The organism is Spiroplasma endosymbiont of Villa modesta, from assembly GCF_964030925.1.
Lineage (GTDB): Bacteria > Bacillota_I > Bacilli_A > Mycoplasmatales > VBWQ01 > Spiroplasma_E.
Genome location: NZ_OZ034992.1, coordinates 114,623 through 131,226, shown reverse-complemented (window position 1 = coordinate 131,226; position 16,604 = coordinate 114,623). Strand labels below are relative to the sequence as shown.

At 23.4% G+C, this 16,604-nt stretch carries 21 protein-coding genes; 16 read left to right on the top strand and 5 right to left on the bottom strand.

Annotated elements, in window-relative coordinates; genetic code table 4:
* Positions 1 to 17: 17 nt before the first annotated feature.
* The 3 genes from AAHM89_RS00765 to AAHM89_RS00755 are packed head-to-tail and all read right to left on the bottom strand — an operon-like array spanning position 18 to position 5,268.
* The gene (locus AAHM89_RS00765) at positions 18 to 2,636 is read right to left on the bottom strand and encodes a hypothetical protein (RefSeq protein ID WP_342266650.1); all 2,619 of its coding nucleotides are present in this window, start codon (positions 2,634 to 2,636) and stop codon (positions 18 to 20) included.
* Entirely contained in the window at positions 2,605 to 3,912 is a 1,308-nt protein-coding gene (locus tag AAHM89_RS00760; protein WP_342266649.1) for a hypothetical protein, read from the bottom strand. The genes AAHM89_RS00765 and AAHM89_RS00760 overlap by 32 nt, the downstream gene beginning before the upstream one ends.
* A gap of 3 nt (positions 3,913 to 3,915) precedes the next feature.
* Positions 3,916 to 5,268: a phage terminase large subunit gene (locus AAHM89_RS00755; protein WP_342266648.1), complete on the bottom strand. Its 1,353-nt coding sequence runs from the start codon at positions 5,266 to 5,268 to the stop codon at positions 3,916 to 3,918.
* A 252-nt stretch (positions 5,269 to 5,520) separates the two neighbouring features.
* On the opposite strand from AAHM89_RS00755, the gene AAHM89_RS00750 reads away from it, so the two are divergent.
* From AAHM89_RS00750 to AAHM89_RS00740, 3 genes are read left to right on the top strand one after another with little or no spacing between them, the layout of a single operon-like run.
* Positions 5,521 to 5,784 carry a hypothetical protein gene (locus AAHM89_RS00750; RefSeq protein WP_342265907.1) on the top strand — a complete coding sequence of 88 codons (264 nt, stop codon included), beginning with the start codon at positions 5,521 to 5,523 and terminating at the stop codon, positions 5,782 to 5,784.
* The gene (locus AAHM89_RS00745; protein ID WP_339047170.1) at positions 5,727 to 5,942 is read left to right on the top strand and encodes a hypothetical protein; all 216 of its coding nucleotides are present in this window, start codon (positions 5,727 to 5,729) and stop codon (positions 5,940 to 5,942) included. Before AAHM89_RS00750 ends, AAHM89_RS00745 begins: the two co-directional genes overlap by 58 nt.
* Positions 5,943 to 5,961: 19 nt before the next feature.
* Positions 5,962 to 6,372, top strand: a complete 411-nt coding sequence (locus AAHM89_RS00740; protein WP_342266573.1) for a transposase family protein — start codon at positions 5,962 to 5,964, stop codon at positions 6,370 to 6,372.
* A gap of 173 nt (positions 6,373 to 6,545) precedes the next feature.
* Here the strand turns inward: AAHM89_RS00740 and AAHM89_RS00735 are convergent, their stop codons facing one another.
* Positions 6,546 to 6,815: a terminase small subunit gene (locus AAHM89_RS00735; protein ID WP_342266647.1), complete on the bottom strand. Its 270-nt coding sequence runs from the start codon at positions 6,813 to 6,815 to the stop codon at positions 6,546 to 6,548.
* 214 nt (positions 6,816 to 7,029) lie between these two features.
* Here AAHM89_RS00735 and AAHM89_RS00730 point away from each other — a divergent pair, with 214 nt between their 5' ends.
* From AAHM89_RS00730 to AAHM89_RS00675, 12 genes are all read left to right on the top strand, one after another.
* Positions 7,030 to 7,965 (top strand): rolling circle replication-associated protein, encoded by a 936-nt coding sequence (locus AAHM89_RS00730; RefSeq protein ID WP_342266646.1) that lies wholly within the window; start codon positions 7,030 to 7,032, stop codon positions 7,963 to 7,965.
* Between the two features lie 206 nt (positions 7,966 to 8,171).
* Positions 8,172 to 8,465: a hypothetical protein gene (locus tag AAHM89_RS00725; protein WP_342266645.1), complete on the top strand. Its 294-nt coding sequence runs from the start codon at positions 8,172 to 8,174 to the stop codon at positions 8,463 to 8,465.
* Positions 8,465 to 8,620: a hypothetical protein gene (locus AAHM89_RS00720; protein ID WP_342266644.1), complete on the top strand. Its 156-nt coding sequence runs from the start codon at positions 8,465 to 8,467 to the stop codon at positions 8,618 to 8,620. Before AAHM89_RS00725 ends, AAHM89_RS00720 begins: the two co-directional genes overlap by 1 nt.
* Positions 8,607 to 8,801 (top strand): hypothetical protein, encoded by a 195-nt coding sequence (locus AAHM89_RS00715; RefSeq protein ID WP_342266643.1) that lies wholly within the window; start codon positions 8,607 to 8,609, stop codon positions 8,799 to 8,801. The genes AAHM89_RS00720 and AAHM89_RS00715 overlap by 14 nt, the downstream gene beginning before the upstream one ends.
* Before the next feature lie 107 nt (positions 8,802 to 8,908).
* Positions 8,909 to 9,772 carry a hypothetical protein gene (locus AAHM89_RS00710; protein ID WP_342266642.1) on the top strand — a complete coding sequence of 288 codons (864 nt, stop codon included), beginning with the start codon at positions 8,909 to 8,911 and terminating at the stop codon, positions 9,770 to 9,772.
* Positions 9,773 to 10,020: 248 nt separating this feature from the next.
* Positions 10,021 to 10,254: a hypothetical protein gene (locus AAHM89_RS00705; protein ID WP_342266641.1), complete on the top strand. Its 234-nt coding sequence runs from the start codon at positions 10,021 to 10,023 to the stop codon at positions 10,252 to 10,254.
* 1 nt (position 10,255) lies between these two features.
* Positions 10,256 to 10,462, top strand: a complete 207-nt coding sequence (locus AAHM89_RS00700) for a hypothetical protein (RefSeq protein WP_174480363.1) — start codon at positions 10,256 to 10,258, stop codon at positions 10,460 to 10,462.
* 21 nt (positions 10,463 to 10,483) lie between these two features.
* Positions 10,484 to 10,738, top strand: coding sequence for a hypothetical protein (locus tag AAHM89_RS00695; protein ID WP_174480864.1), 255 nt, complete (start codon positions 10,484 to 10,486; stop codon positions 10,736 to 10,738).
* An 11-nt stretch (positions 10,739 to 10,749) separates the two neighbouring features.
* Positions 10,750 to 11,037, top strand: a complete 288-nt coding sequence (locus AAHM89_RS00690) for a hypothetical protein (RefSeq protein WP_338974704.1) — start codon at positions 10,750 to 10,752, stop codon at positions 11,035 to 11,037.
* 209 nt (positions 11,038 to 11,246) lie between these two features.
* Positions 11,247 to 11,438, top strand: a complete 192-nt coding sequence (locus tag AAHM89_RS00685; protein ID WP_174479934.1) for a hypothetical protein — start codon at positions 11,247 to 11,249, stop codon at positions 11,436 to 11,438.
* A 2-nt stretch (positions 11,439 to 11,440) separates the two neighbouring features.
* Positions 11,441 to 12,499 (top strand): hypothetical protein, encoded by a 1,059-nt coding sequence (locus AAHM89_RS00680; protein ID WP_342266640.1) that lies wholly within the window; start codon positions 11,441 to 11,443, stop codon positions 12,497 to 12,499.
* A gap of 11 nt (positions 12,500 to 12,510) precedes the next feature.
* A complete protein-coding gene (locus AAHM89_RS00675; RefSeq protein WP_342266639.1) occupies positions 12,511 to 13,434 on the top strand; it encodes a hypothetical protein in 924 nt (307 codons plus the stop codon).
* A 425-nt stretch (positions 13,435 to 13,859) separates the two neighbouring features.
* On the opposite strand, the gene AAHM89_RS00670 is transcribed toward AAHM89_RS00675, so the two are convergent.
* Entirely contained in the window at positions 13,860 to 14,837 is a 978-nt protein-coding gene (locus AAHM89_RS00670) for an IS3 family transposase (protein WP_342266638.1), read from the bottom strand.
* Positions 14,838 to 15,131: 294 nt separating this feature from the next.
* On the opposite strand from AAHM89_RS00670, the gene AAHM89_RS00665 reads away from it, so the two are divergent.
* Complete coding sequence (locus AAHM89_RS00665) at positions 15,132 to 16,307, top strand: Mbov_0401 family ICE element transposase-like protein (protein ID WP_342266637.1); 1,176 nt, start codon at positions 15,132 to 15,134, stop codon at positions 16,305 to 16,307.
* Positions 16,308 to 16,604: the final 297 nt, after the last annotated feature.

Below are 16,604 nucleotides of genomic sequence, written 5' to 3'. Positions count from 1 at the left end.
TTAATTACGGAATATGTCTATATTTTATTTAATCTTTCTGTGTTCATTAAAGTAGCAGTTTGACTAATTGGTAAACTAGTATTATTCTTGATATTAAATATTCAATTATTATTCATATCTATGTGATTACCAGAATTATTATTATAAATAGTATCATTATCTTGAAAACTTGCATTTAAACCTTGACCATCAGTAAAATTACCAATATCACTTAAATTTATTTTAATAGGTGTAAATCAACTTTTTGAATTAGTATAACTTGGATTATCTGGAGAAAAATTTCAATTAGCATTCATATTAATAGTAAAATTAAATGTCATACTTTCATAATCATCTTTAAATTTATCAATATTCTCATATCCATAATCTTTAACATTAATATGTATATAGTTTAAAAATTTACCGCTTTCTTGATTTTCTCTTCAATTTGGTCTCATTTGATAAACATCACTAAGTGATGCTTTTAATGTTCTACTAATATTATTTTTAATCCCATATTGATTTTGATTACTTAAATCAATAAATATAGAATGCGCTCTTTCTATTAATGGTGGTGGTTGTATTGCTTGAGGATAATTAAATGGTTGGTCAAATTTAAAAGTATTATTTGCTAAAATAAATGTATTTTGAATTAATCTACTATTATTACTTGCTTTACCAACTGTTTGATAAGTACCACTTCAAATACTAAAATTATCATTAACAGCACCATTTCTATTATCTGGCATTGAATAAAATGTTATTTTAAAATTACTTTTTCCTACAACTTTAATATCAATCATATCAATTGCTCATTTTAATATATTAGTATTAGTAAATTTAGGTTCATTTAATAATGGAATTAAACTATTTTCTTTTGGTAATAACGAAATTGTATCTTTGCCACCAGCACCATTTAATTGACCTAAATTTACACTATCATAAATTCCTTGTGAAGAAATACTTCCATCATTAATGTTAAAATTTTGTAAATTAATCCTATCTGTTAAATTAAATGTAAATGATGTCATATGACTTGCTGTACCTAATACAGATTGAATAGTATCTGGTGTTTCATTTCTAAATACATCTAATGGAATTAATGCTGGATTAGTACTTTGTGAACTATATAATAATGTTGTATAAAAAGTATATAATTCAGCAGATATTAAACCATTTATGTAATTAAATTGTGGAATTAACAAGTTACTACTTAACTTTGCTCCAATATCTAATCCACCAACAAAAGCATTCATAAATGAACCAAATATAGGTATAGTATTAAGATTAATTTTAATAGTTTCTCTAACTGTTAACGGTATTTCACTAATAGGATTATAAATAAAATAATGTAATGCATTAATAGTATTTAATTGCTTAAATTTATTATTATTCATATTATAATGAGTATTACCAATAAATTTTTTATTATTTTTATTATAATATTGAAAATATGGATTACCAGCAGTTGCATAATTATAATCTTCTATTTCAGCACCATTTAAAAAATTATTATCTCAATAATTTACTAATCTATTTGATGCATCAACTTTATTAGTATTTTTAGTTTTTTCAACATTAGTTCTTAAATGTCCTTCATAATGTTTAGTTGCTCCATCATCATAATTTGGAGAAATTACTTTTTGTCAATCTTGATAACTATCCATAACACTCTGTCCTTGAACAGTTAATACATAATTTGTTTCTGGTAATGCTTGAAAACTTACTGGGTCATAAGTTGAACATTGATATTGTCATGGAAATAATAATTTACTTGGATATTGTCGATATTTATGTTTTTTAGTATTAATAGGATTATTATCAATATCTCTACCCCATAATGCTATTGAAATAGGTTTTACTGAACCATAAAAAGATATTTGACAATGAGTAACTGGTAATGGTGTTAAATAATTACTATCTAAAACAATATTATTATTTTCATCTAATGCTGGTAATGCTACTGGGTCGCCGGGCGCACCCAATTGTACATATTGATTAATGGCTAACCCACTATGGGCTAATTTATCATTTAAACTACTAAAAGTACATTGAATATATGCTAATTCTTTATTTTCATTATTATAAGTTTTACTAGCAACTTCAAGAATATATCATTGTCTATCAACTTTAATTGATTTATCAATATTTATAACTTTATTAATTTCTGGAATCATATATAACTTATATAAATTTGAAACAATATTATTAATAAAATTAAAATTCTTTTTTTCATTTGGAATATTAATAACTACATTTTTAATTGCTTGTTCTTGAATAAAAGCATTATTTGCTGGAGTTGCTGAATAAGTAATACCTAATTGGTCACTTAAAATATTTCCATAAAATACATCACCAATTTGTAATTGTTTATATGCTTCATCTGGATTATCTTTATTTTGAATAGGATAATAAGAATGGTCTCAAACTGCTTGTATTGCTTCTCTACCAGTAAAGATTTTACTAAAACTAGTATAATCATTAGGTATTGAAGTTGGTGGTTTATAACCAGTTTCTGTGGAATTTATAGCGCCTAAAATAATAGTAAAAGGACATACACGAAATTGTAAATCTTTATTTTGTGTAAAATCTTTTTCAATTTCACCAGTTGATTTTCAAACTGTTTTAATTAATTGATGATTTATTTTCGGTATCATTTTTAATTTCTCCATCAATATCTTTTACTAACTTATTATCAAAATCAATTTCTTCTTTTCTCATTCTTCTATTTTCTTTAAGAATGTTCATTGCTTCTTCTTCACTAACACCATATCTTTTAACAATAATACGTTTTCTGTTAGTTAAATCTAATGCTAATTCTGCTTCATCAATTTCAAGTGATTTTAATCTATCTGTAATAGTATTTTCTTTAATTTCAAATGTTCATTTAGATTTATCACCATCAAGACCCATTAATATAAAACATCTTTGAAATATTTCATTTCAATCGCTTTGATTTAAAGTTCTTTTAATTCTTGTTGTTTCCATATCTCTTGAATTAGTAATTAATACTTCTGCTTCAGTTTTTTGACTTGTAGTATCATTTACTGGACTATATCCACTACCCTCAAATGCTTTATCAATAATAAATTGTATAAATTCTGCATATTTATCTAATATTGGACTACCTTGTAAAATAGCAATTGGTGGTGTTCCACTAGTACTTCCTAAACTTCTTAAATTTGCTTGTAAAATAAATTTACCTATTAATTTTTTTAAATCAAAAGCAGTTTTAGATTGATTTATTTCTTGTTCAGTAATATCTAAAAATACACGAGTAACATTATATTCAAGTTCATGTTCAATTGATTCAAATGTTTTATTTAATAATTTTTGTAATTTTTTAATTGGAGTCATATCTGGATAATAATCACCAATAACTCCACCAAAGAAATTCTTTTTAGGTAAATTTTGCATAAATTTAACTGGAATAATACCTAAATTATGATTTTCTATTAATGGTAGTTGTAAATCTTTACTTATCTTTTCTTGTAAACCATCTAAAGTAACATAATCACTAGTAAAATATCTAATTATTTGATTTGGAGTATATGTGGTTTTAACATAAATACTTTGGTCATCATATTGTAATCTTGACCATGTTGATGCACTATATTCAGTTTCTAATACTCTTGCAACTCTTGATTGAGCATATGGTTGAGCAAAATTTAATGCTATTCTACCAGTTTTACTTTTATCAATTTGAACAATACTATAACCATAACCAGACTTAATATGACAATCTTGATAAAATAAACTATCAAAATTATTTCATTCTTTTAATTTTTCAATTGCTCTTTTATATTCTTCATGTTCACTTGTTAAAGTATAACCATTACCCCATAATAATTTACTTGCATGATTTGCTATAATTTCTTGAAGATTTATCATACATCAACTAGGAGTTAATATTTCAGTATTATGATTATTCATATGTTACTTCCTTTCAAAATAAGGATTTATATCTGCACTTAAATTTCTAATATATGGCTCAATTGCATAATCAAATGCATCACGTAAATGGTCATTACCCGCTAATGGTATTTGTTTAATACTTTTAGGGTCTCATACAGCCAATCTAAATTCATCTAATAATGCTTGTGCATTCATACTAATATTTAAGCGTTCTGATGCCATTAAAGCCACATTCTTACCTATTCTAAATTCAAGTCTTAATTTCACACAATCTTTAAAATATAATCATGAATTAACTTGATATTTAATTGCTGTATCATTTAACATTTCAATAAATGTATAATTACTAAAATCACAATATACAGTTAAACCATATTCATATAACAAATTATTTTCTTTTGCTAATTTAATATAAAACTCAACTACTAATCTTGCTAATTGTTTATTATCATAACGTACTAACTTATTTTCTATTTTTAAACAATCAATAACATTAACAAATTTAAAATTATAATCAAAACCTATTAATATACATGCTAAAGCATCATCTTTAAACCCATAATCTAATCCAGCACTAAATCTATAACTTGGTTGTAATAATCTACTAATTTTATGAATAAGATGTGAATATATCCCACCAGATTCATAACCTACTAAACCATGACTTCTTACTCTCGCAGATATTGGGTCAAGAGTTTCTATTTCTAATAATTGTTGTTTATCACTATCTTTTAAATGAGTATTTAATTTTCAATTTTGATAATGATAAATAGTATTATCAATAATAGTAAATTGTTCATATTCATTAATAATTTGTTTTTCATTTTGTGGACAAGCATTTATAGTTTTTTTAATAAATTCATTTAAAATACTTCAAGGATTACAACTTTCAATTTCTAATAATTGATTTGCACCACGAATAGCATCTTTTAAATCTTGATAATCATTTTCAGTAATTTCATATCTTTCATCACTTCATATAATTACATAATCATATAAATAATTACTTGCTAATCCAGTTAATTTAACATTACTATTATCTTGTGAATGTAAATATTTACAAGTTATTTTACTACCATTAAATTCAATAGTTTTTTTAGTTTCACTAATAATAAAATTAATACTAGGATAAGTTGCTCTAATAATTTGTTTTAATTCTTGTCAACTATCATTTAATTGTTTTGACATATTACGAATTAAATAAGCATGAATATTAATATTATCTAACATTAATAAAATACCTAAGAATTCAATATCACTAAATGTTTTACCAGATTTACGACTACCTAATTGTTTAATTTTATTAATATTTAAAGATTGTTTTAAATACATTCTTTTAGCAATATCTAATAAATAACCAAAATTACTTAACATTTATTCTTACCTTTATTTTCTAAACTAATTGCTATAGGGGCTGTATTATCACTACTTTTTATATCAATTTTTGTAGATAAATGATATTCTTTCACAAACGCTCTTTCTAAATATCATGCAGTATTATTTGCATTTGCTTTTAAATATCTTTAGACATATTCCGTAATTAAATTTTTTAAAAGTCAATTATAATTTTAAAATTTATTTTATAATTTTGTTATTAACAATAAATTTAGAAAAGTGTTGATAAAAATGATTTTTGAAAATTTAAAAAAATTAAAAAATGAAGAATTTTACAGATATTTTGGTATAAAACGTTTTCATTTTAATGAAATGTTAGAAAAATTAATTGAAATAGAAAAATTAGAAAAAAATAAAGGTCGAAAAAATAAACTTTCAGTAGAAGAAAGATTAATGATGACTTTATTATACTGAAAAGAATATTATACTTTTTTCAAATGAGTATTAAATCTAAAATGAGCCCATCAAGTTGTTTTCGAAATATTACTTGAGTAGAAAATAAACTTAGTAACCACAAAGATTACCAATTTTTAAAAGAAAGATATAAATTAAAAATTGATAAAAAACAAGAAAATTCAAATGAATTTCAATTTTATTTAATTGATTCAACTGAGATTGAAATTGAAAGACCAACTAAAAAAAACTACAGTTAGAATATTTTTCTGGTAAAAGTTGAATGTATTCTATAAAATTTCAAATTGTATATGTTTTTTTAATAAAAAAATTGTTGATATTTTTGCTGATAATGGTAAAGTGCATGATTTTCAAATATTAAAAAATTCAAATCTTGAATTTTCAGAAAAAACAATAATTATTGGTGATTTAGGATATCAAGGTATACAAAATATTTATAAAAATACAATAATACCAATTAAAAGAACTAAAAATAAAAAATTAACTAAACAAGAAAGAAAATACAATAAGATTGTATCTAAAATTAGAATTAAAGTTGAACATGTCTTTGCTTGATTGAAAAGATTCAAAATTTTAGTAAATAAATGTAGAAAATCTAAATTTAGACTTATGTACTTAAGATTTAACTTACTTTGTGAAATTTTTAATAAAATAAAACCATTAAAATAAAAAAAATATTAAAAATATTTTTTAAAAATTTAAATTTTTATCGAGTTAATATAAAAATATTATTAACAATTTTTTGTTTAAAATGTAAACTCATTTTTTAAACTATTTTTTCAAAAAATATTTATTTCTATATTCAATAACACTAAATAGTTTTAAAACAATTTTATTGACAATTAATTAAATTTAATTACGGAATATGTCCTTTGTGTATTAATATGGCGTATTTGTAAATATGCTCAATTAATTTGTTGTAAAAAAGTATTTCTCTTTTTTTGTTTTCAACTATAAAGAGTATTTTCTGTAATATCTAAATAAACTAACATACCAACTTTAGTCGGCACTTCTTCAGTTTTTTTACATTCCTTAAAATATTCTTCTAATTTTTCTCTTAATGCTTTTGCATCATTAAAAATTGTTCTTATTTTTATTTTTTCTTCTTGCACATAAAAATCTCCTTTCATATGCTTTAAAAAACAAAAAATTATGATATAATTAATATAATCTATTAAGTAACACAATTCAATTAAGTAACACAATTCAATTAAGTAACACAATTCACCCCGAGTTTTTATTTTTAAATAATTTTTATTTTTTTGTGATAATATATTAATTGATAATAATATGTAAAATTAATAATAAATCTTGGGAGTTTTATATATGGAAGAAAATTTTTATATTAAAAAAACATTTTATGGTTGTTATGTTAAAAATGTAGTTTTACCTATGGAAGCAATTTTAAGTAATAAACGTAATGGTCAAGGTATTAAAAATTTAGGAATTAATGATAAGAAATTGAGAAATAGTACTATTCGTACTAAAACTAGTCTTATTCATCGTGCTTATCATAATTTTTATGATAGTAAAGTTTTAAGTTTTGTTACTTTAACTTATGCTGATAATATGAAAGATGTTAAATTGGCAAAATATCATATTTCTTTATTTTTTAAGCGTTTGAAAAAGTGATGAAATAATCCTAAACGTGCAAAATATTTAGGTGAATTAAAATACCTTTATGTTTATGAGTATCAAAAACGTGGAGCAGTTCATTTTCATATACTTTTTAATAGAAAAATACATAAAAGTATGTTGCCACAATGATGACCATTTGGTATTAATGATGTAAGAGTTGTTCAAAAAGGTACTAATGAAAATGTAGTTAAGTATTTAGCAAAATATGTTGTTAAAGTTCAAAATAATATGAAATCTCAAAATATGTTTGATTTAGGTGTTCGTGCATATGCTTTTTCTCGTAATTGTACTTGACCTAAGGTTATTAAAGGTCAAAAAGTAATGTTGTATCAACGTTTAATTGACGCTTCAATTAAAGCAATAAATTCAATGTTTTTTAAGAAAAAGATTGATACTTTTGGTCGTACTATGCTTTTTGGTGGTAGTTTTGATACTACTATTAAAAATGATAGTTTTACTGATTATAATAATTATATTTCAATTGATAGTGTACGTTGTAGAAATGCGGTTAAGCAGTTTGACCCATGGACATTTAAAAAAGAAAAATTGTTGAATTTTTTAGATAAAGTTTTTGATAAAAGTAAAATTGAAAAAGTATTTTTACAAAAAAGAATTTTACATTAATTTTATAGAAAACACTTGTATATATATATATATATATATATAATGGTTAGTGGATATTAGTAATTACCCAAGATTTTTACTAATATCTATTTTGTCATATTTATTGACAATTTTTTTTATTTTATGTATATTTATAATCAAGGTAGTTTTTGCTATCTTAATCTAGTTACATATTAGTAACTTAAATCTTGGGAGGTTAAGCATTTATGCAGAATTTTTTATGTCAACTATCAGATTGACAAACTGACAAAATTATTAAAGACAATAAAGGTAAGGATAATAATTATACTGTTCTTACATTTTCGCCGTTTTATGAAACGGATAAAGGTATAAAAGTTGCAACTGGTGAGAAATCAAAAGATAAATGAGTTCTTGCTAATAGTGATTTATCAATAAAATTGTCTAAAATGACAATTGAAATTGGTCTTTATTATGATGTTGAAATTTCATGAGAAGGTAAAATTGTTGATATTAATTCTATTGTAGAAAAGAAAAAGTAATGAGATGTAAGTATTGTAGTAAGAGATTATGATTAACTCAATATATGTGTGATAGATGTATGATGAATAGAGTTGATGAATTTTTAAAGAAACAAGAAGAATTAAATAACAATTTTAAAATTATAGTAAGAAAAAATAATTATGTCAAAAATTAATAATTGTGTTTGTAAACAACATTTTCATTTAGCAATGTATGTATGCAAACTTTGTGACCAAATTATTTGTCCAAAAAGAGTTTTACAAAATTTATATACTGGAAAATATTATTGTCCAAATTGCATATTAGATATTGCTTTGGTTAAACAAAAAGAACAATTACAACAAAAAGAAAATTAAAAACTAAATAGGGAGCATATTTATACTTTTTTGTGTACTTTGCTCCCATGTTATACAAATTAGTATAAATATGCTCCTTATTAATATAAAAGTAAGGAGTTTTATTTATGCATAATGAGTTAGAACAAACTAGTAATTATACTTTAACTAAAATATTAAGAACTGGATTAAGTCCATTAAGTGCTATGGTAGGAGTTAGTGCTTATTATGGTCAATATTTAAAAAACCCAATTTTGGGAAGTATTAATTCTTTGTTATTTAGTAAAAAGTTAGGAATTGATATATGGAATATTAATCAAAGACCAACTACTAGAAATAAAGTTATTAATAGTTATAAAAAGATATTTTTAGGTTTAGGAACAATTGGTTTAATTAATTATGCTAAGTTTGTTCAGTATGTAAATAAGTCTGTGTCTTTATTAAGAGATGAACCTTGTTTTTGACCACCTTGTCCAACTGAACCACCTAAATCAACGTATCCACCATTTACAACTGTTAAACCGATAGTTGATAATCCTTTTGTAGATTGAGATACTTATATATCTTTAAATAGTTTTGGTATAGCGAATGTTATTAGTGGTTTAACTGAGTTAATACCTAATAGATTTGAAACTATACGTAAAATAGCAAATATGGGTACTGGTGGTTGTTTGATTAGTAGTGGTGTTGCTATGGGTATTAATAATAATTTTAATAATTATTTTGCTATTCCTACGATTATTGCCGGTGCAAGTGAGATTATTAATACTTTATTGTTACCTTTGGGAAGTACATATAATAATACAGAATTACAAGAAGTTTTTACAGATGAAAGAGCAAGATTAATTAATGCTAGTGTTAGTGATTATCAAAGTACAAATGATAGTATGGTTGATGTTGATTTAAATGATGATAGTATGTCTGAGATTAATTTAGATAGGGCAAGTTTAAATTGGGATTATTCTTATGCTTATACATTAGGTGGTGTTTAAAATGGAAAATAAAGAAATTAAAAAAAGTGGTATGACACTTCTAAGTTTCATGTTTTTTGTTTTATTTTTGGTTTTTTTTCTATGGTTTGAACTGTTTTTGAAATACATAATATTGTAAATGGCAATTTTGATTTTTTTATTGGTTTAGATTTAGGCATTAATATTTTACTTTTTGTTTTAGTAATTTTTTATGAGTTATTTAGTTTAATTGATTTTTTAAAAAAAAGAAAAAAAGGAAGTGATAAATAATGGATTTTAAAGAAATTATAAAATATGCCTTATATATTGGTGGTTTTTGTTTAATTCTTTGATTTTGTAGAAATTGAATACGTGAAGGTATAGAAAAATATAAACATAGAAAACATGTAAAGGAGAATGATAGTGAGCCTGATTGTATTTTTTGTCGTAAAGATTTTGAAAAAAAGAAACGTAAATTAGAAATGGAAAAACAACAAAAAGATTTAGAGAAAGGAGGTGATTAATATGCCTGCTGGATTATCAGCATTATTAAATATGATTGGTGGTGTTGGCCAACAATTATTAAATGCTTTTACTTATATTTTTGGTTGAGTATTTACTACTGGCGATGGTGGTACACTTACAAATTGACCGGTGTTAATTTCAATTGTATTTATGGTATTAGTGTTTATTAAACAATTTGTGGGACATATTATTCATGGAACACATTAGTAATTAGAAAGGAGTAAGTAAATGGTAAAGTTATTTTTTAGTTTGGTTTTTGTTTTACCTTTATTGGGTAGACTTTTACCGGTTGTTAATACTTTGGTACAAACTATTTATATGCAGTATTTAAGTTCTTTTGCTGGATTACATACTGTGACACTTTTTATTAAGTCGTTTTTTTATGATAGTTTATACACTTTACCTTTGCCTATTCTTGCTTTAATAAATGTTAGTTTTGTATTTTATTTAATTTTAGGATTATTTAGATTTACAAGACATTAGGATGTGAAATTATGTTTATACCTTTTATTACAACAGTTATGCAATTATTTGCTTCAATTTTTATGAAGTTTTTTAGTTTTCCACTTGGTGATTTAGGTTTTAATTTGGGTACGTTAATGATATTTTTAATTTTGCTTAGATTTGCATTTAGGGTTATTTTACCCGAACTAATGTTACCAACATTAGGTTTAGGTTATGGTGTTAAGAAAATTGGTAAGGCTTCTGTTTCAGTTGGTAAAGCAATTGCTAAGGGTCATAAGCAAACACAAGATGTTAGTGGAATAAATGTAGGTAATTAATTATGTCTAATTTTGTTCTTAGTATATTGCATTTTATTTTTATATTTTCTAGTAATGATATTAGTATATTTTTAAATCAAACTAATATTACTGATGAAGTTTATATTTTGTTTAATTTGACTTTTTGGTTAGTATTAGGTGTATTTTTTAATTTTATTTATCGTAGTATTAAATTTATTTTTAGGTCATTATTTGGGTAGGTGTTAGTTATGAGTGTTTTAGAAATTTACAATAAAATACATCAATGTATAGTTGATTATTGAACTATGTTTATAGGTAATCCAGTTGACGATTTTACTACTATTTTATGAAATTTAGTAGTTTATGGAACACAGTTTTTTATTGGATTTGTTTTATTTTATGGTTCATGGTGAATTTTAAAATGTTTATTTGGTAAATAATTATGTGATTTAAGTTTGCTAAATTATTTTTTGTTGTAAATACTTCTGTTCAAGCACCGACTAGTTTAATTGCTTCAAATGACCCTAATGTTGTTAATTATGATATTACAAAAGAAATGGTTAAACATGTTAAATATCATGATTTTGATGATTGAGCAACTATTCCTTGAAATTCTGCTTATTTTGATGTTGACCAACCGGATTTAAAATTAGTTAGTGGTGAATTTATTGGAAATGGTGAGGGTATTTATACATGCTATTATTATAGTGATACAGTTGGTGTTCCGTCACAAATGATAGATATGGGAACTGGTGTTTATACTTTTAATAGAAAACAATTAGATGAATTTTCACGTATCATGTTTAATCATAATTATGTTGCAAAGAATAATACTAATAATTTAAATTTTGTTAATACTGGTAAAAGGATTATAAATTTTCAAACACAGTTAAATTTTGAAATTGATAAACCTTTAAGTTTTTATATTCAAGGTTTTATGTTTTATTTTGAATATGAATATTTTAAAACTTTTACTGCTAATTTTGTTTTTAGTTTTTTAGATAATGTTGGTGATACAAAATATGTTTTTAAAGGTAAAGTTGATAATGATATTTATCAGCAAGATTTATATAATTTTGTTACTATGCCTATTCGTGTTCCAAATTTAAGACATTTAACAGTATTTTTTGATGTTCATGGTGAATCAACTAAACCAACTTTTTCACCACAGTTAAATTTTGGTCAAATTAATATTTTTTCAAGTGAGAAAGTTACACCAGTACCGCCAAATAGTCCCTTTAATCCTGAGTATGAACGAGTTAGTTGATATGATGTTTTTGGTCATTTGCGTAATGCTTTTAGATGAGTACTTTATGGCGTTGTTGGTAAGGTTCTACCCGTGGAACCATTAAGAGAATTTTTTACTAAACTTGATGGATTATTAAGGCGTATTTTTGATGATACTATTAGTTCTGTTTTAAATGTTGATTTTACTAGTGGTTTAGAACAAGTTTTAACATTGTGAGTATTTTTAAAAGCAGTTGGATTTTTAGTTGGTTAGGAGTTGAAATAATGCCTTGATATGGTTATGTCCTTTTAGGAGTTTTATTATTAATAATACTGTATCCGTTTTTAATAACTAGAAAAAATATAAAGATATTACAACGTGTAGGCAGTTATATTATTTCAGCACCACCACGTACTGGTAAATCTGCGCTTGCTTGTTGTTTAACCCAAAAACATAAGGGTAGGGTAGTAAGTCCTATTCCTATTAAAGTACGTAATGAATATAGTTATCGTTGTTCTTATGATGATGTTTTTAAATTTAATCAATTAAATAGTAATTATGCTTTTAAAGAGAATGATATGCTTGTTTTTGATGAATTAGGTTTAAAAATTAATAGTAATGATTTGTCACCCGAATTTAAAGAAATACAAGAAAGTTTAGGAATGTTTTGTAAATTAATAGGTCATAATTTTAATGGAATTATGTATATGATTGAACAACACCCCGATAGAATACCAAAACAAGCACGTGAAAAAGTAGAGTATATTGTGCAAGTTAAAAGAATGCGTATTTTGTTATTTTTAGTTAAGTTTAAATTAAATATTTATACTAATGTTGATGACTATAATAAAGTTGTATTATCTAAAAGACAAACAAAGCGAATAATTAAACGTGGTGGATTACCACCTAGTTATAGTGGTGAAACTATGACTTTTAGTTTATGATTTCCTAGGTCTTATTTACAAAGGTACAATAGTCGTGCTTTAAATTATATTCATTCTTTAAAGAGTGAATTAAGTACTGTTAAAGACTATGAACAGTCACAAGCATTAGATTTTACTGTTGATGATATTAGAGCAGTAGGATTAGATAAGTTGGATAATATATTACAAACTGAAAAGAAAGAAACTGAAAATACTGTATGTCGTACTTGTTATTATAGAAATAAATATTCTAAGAAAAATAAGAAAGATGTTAAAATAGAGTAAACCTATATTATTGGTCGTAGCCAACCAGAACCTTGGTTGGTTGGCCGTGGCGTTTACGCCACTGGGGTGAGTTGCGAAGCAACTAGGGGCAACGCCCCTATATACTTGTTAAGTTAGAACTTCCTTGTAAATAACTTATTAACTTTATTAATTACTTCATATATATTTTTATTTAATTTTTATAATATAATTATAACAAAAAATAGCATTTATAGTGCTATTTTTTTATTTCTTTTTTTAAATTTAAAATTAAATTTAAACATTTTCTTAATTTTATTTCCTAAACTTTTTCAAAATTTATATTCGGGATGTTGTGATTTATATATAATCATACAACCAATAAAAGTACCTACTATAGGCAATGGAATTGTTATCAAAAAAAGGTGGTTGGCCCTTAATTACTGGACCATTTTTGATATAAAATTCTAAATTTTAATTTGTAAAATTGGTGGTTTTAGAAATTTAGAATGTATTCTTTCATAATTATAAAACATAACATATTGATTTACATCATTCATAGCTTCATTGATGGATAAATATTGATTTGATCCTTTAGGTAGTCATTCTTGAGATAAATGAGAAAATCAGTTTTCAGATAATACATTACCACCAATATCATAAGGTTGTTTTTTGCTTAAAATTATTTGTTTATCCTCTGCTCATTTTGTGATATCCTGACAATAAAATTCGTTGGCGTTATCTGAATGTAAAATAACATTTTTTACTTGATTTCAAGAAAATTGTTTGTTGATTTTTTCAAGAGCAGGAAGAATTAAATCCTGATATGATTTATTAGGAGCAATATTATAACTAACAACATTATTTGAATAAAAATCAATAATTACAAAAAGATATAATCATCCTTCTTTAGTATTTATTTGTTTAGTGTCCATTGATCAAATTTGATTTGAAGAGGTTGTACTTTTATAATCTTTGTTTACTTTATCCATTGTAGGTATTCACTTATTTGGATTTTTTTTGTTTTTAGGATAGTTATTTTTAGTTTGTTTTAATCCTTGAATATTGTGTTCTTTCATAATTTTTCGCATTTGTTTTATTGATAATTCTATATTTAAAATGATATTTTTTTCTTGTTTTAATCACTCTTTAAAAGCTGAAAAAATTCTTAAATATCCATAAATTCTGCCTTTTCTTGTAGAATGAAATTCGATTAAAAGTTGGCATATTTTTTGATATTTATGATTGCATTTAATAATATGATTTTCTTCTTTTTTAATAGGTTTTTGTTTATTTTTTAAAAAGTAATATGTTGATCTGTTTAATTGAAGATATTGACATAGGTTTCTAATTGAATATTGATTTTTACAATCATCAATAATTTTAATTTTTTCTTTGATATTTAATTTGTTAATTACTAATGCTATTTGTTTAATTTTATCCATTAATAAAAATCCTTTCAGGTTAAAATTAGTGTTAATTATATAACACAATTGTTTTTAGAATACATTCAGGTTTTTTAAATTAATGGTCTAGTAAAAAGGGCTAAGTGGCTTGTACATTATTTTATTAAAAAAGAAAAGATAACTAATAAAAGTTATCTTTTAAACGTAAATAGAATTTGCAGTTTATTTTATCGTTCTTTAATATTATACTCTAAAACCAAACATTTTTCAACAATATTTTAATAAATTTGATACAATTTTTGAGTTAAAAAATAAATAGAAAGGTGTTAAAAAATGTTTAGTTTTAAAGGATTTCTAAAATCTGAAATCAGTAATATTTTAGCAAAATATTTTCAAAAAATCCATAATTTTGATGAATATTTTTTTCTAAATAGAGATAAAAATCAATATAAAGTTGCTTGAACATGTAATAGAACAGTAAATACTCCAATTGGAATGGATACTTTTAGACAAAGAGTTTATTGAGATAAAATTAATAAAAAAACTTATTATCCAATTTATGAAGAATTTGGTATTAAAAAAAGAGCAAGAATTACTAATGATTTATATTTTGATATATTAGATAATTTAATTGAAAATTTAATAAGTAAAAAAGGTTATTTTAATATTCAATCAGAATTTAAATATACTTCTTTTTCTAAAAATCTTATTTCAAGGATTTTTAAAGAAGCAAAAATTGAAAAATGAATACCAGAAGAAAAATTTAAAGTATTAGATAATGAAAAATTAAATATATGTGCAGATGATGCTTTTGTTACTTGTTGAGATGAAAATGGTATAAAACAGCAATATTGTTGTAGACTTTTAACTTTTAATTTAGGTAAAAAAGAAATTTATTCATATAGAAATAAATTAGATAAAAAAATAACTTCATTTATGTTATTTAAAACTGGTAATGGTTTAAATCAACATGAATTATATCAATTTACAACACAAACTATTCTTAATCATTATGATATTAATTTAAATATATTAGGTGTTCAATGAGATTATAATAATTATAATTTAGTTGTTGCTGGTGATGGTGCATTGTGAATTAAAGCAATGGCAAGTTGATTGGGATGTTATTATATTTTAGATAAGTTTCATGCATTTAGTTATTTATGAAAGTCTTTTGTTGGAGTTCGTGGTAAGAAAAAAGAATCTCATGACTGAAAAAAATTTTTAGATTCTTCAACTACTTTTTCAAATGGTAATTGTAATAAATTACTTGATTTTTTAAAACTTAATGTTAATACTAAAACTTATAATTATTTTAAAAATAATGCTCATGGTATTGTAAATCAAAATGCTTCTTGAAATATTGGTTGTAGTGCTGAAAGTGATGTATATCATTTTTTAAAATCTTTAACTAATGGAGCAAAAATATATAATTATCAAACATTAAATAATATGTTAATAGCAAAAGCAAATTATTTAAACACTAGAAGTTATCTTAATAGTACTTAATAAGTTAAAATTTTATATTTTTAAAACCTAATTTTAAGATTAGGATTTTTGTTTTATTTAAATGTAATTTTGTAATTATATTTTTTAATATTTTTAAAATTTATGGTATAATTTAATTAACAAATCATAGAATTTGCAGTTATATTGTTAATGTTACTCATAATTCTAAGGGTTAATCTCATACGTCCAATACATTAGACATATTCCGTAATTAAATTTTTTAAAAGTCAATTAATAATTTTAAAATTTATTTTATAATTTTGTTATTAACAATAAATTTAGAAAAGTGTTGATAAA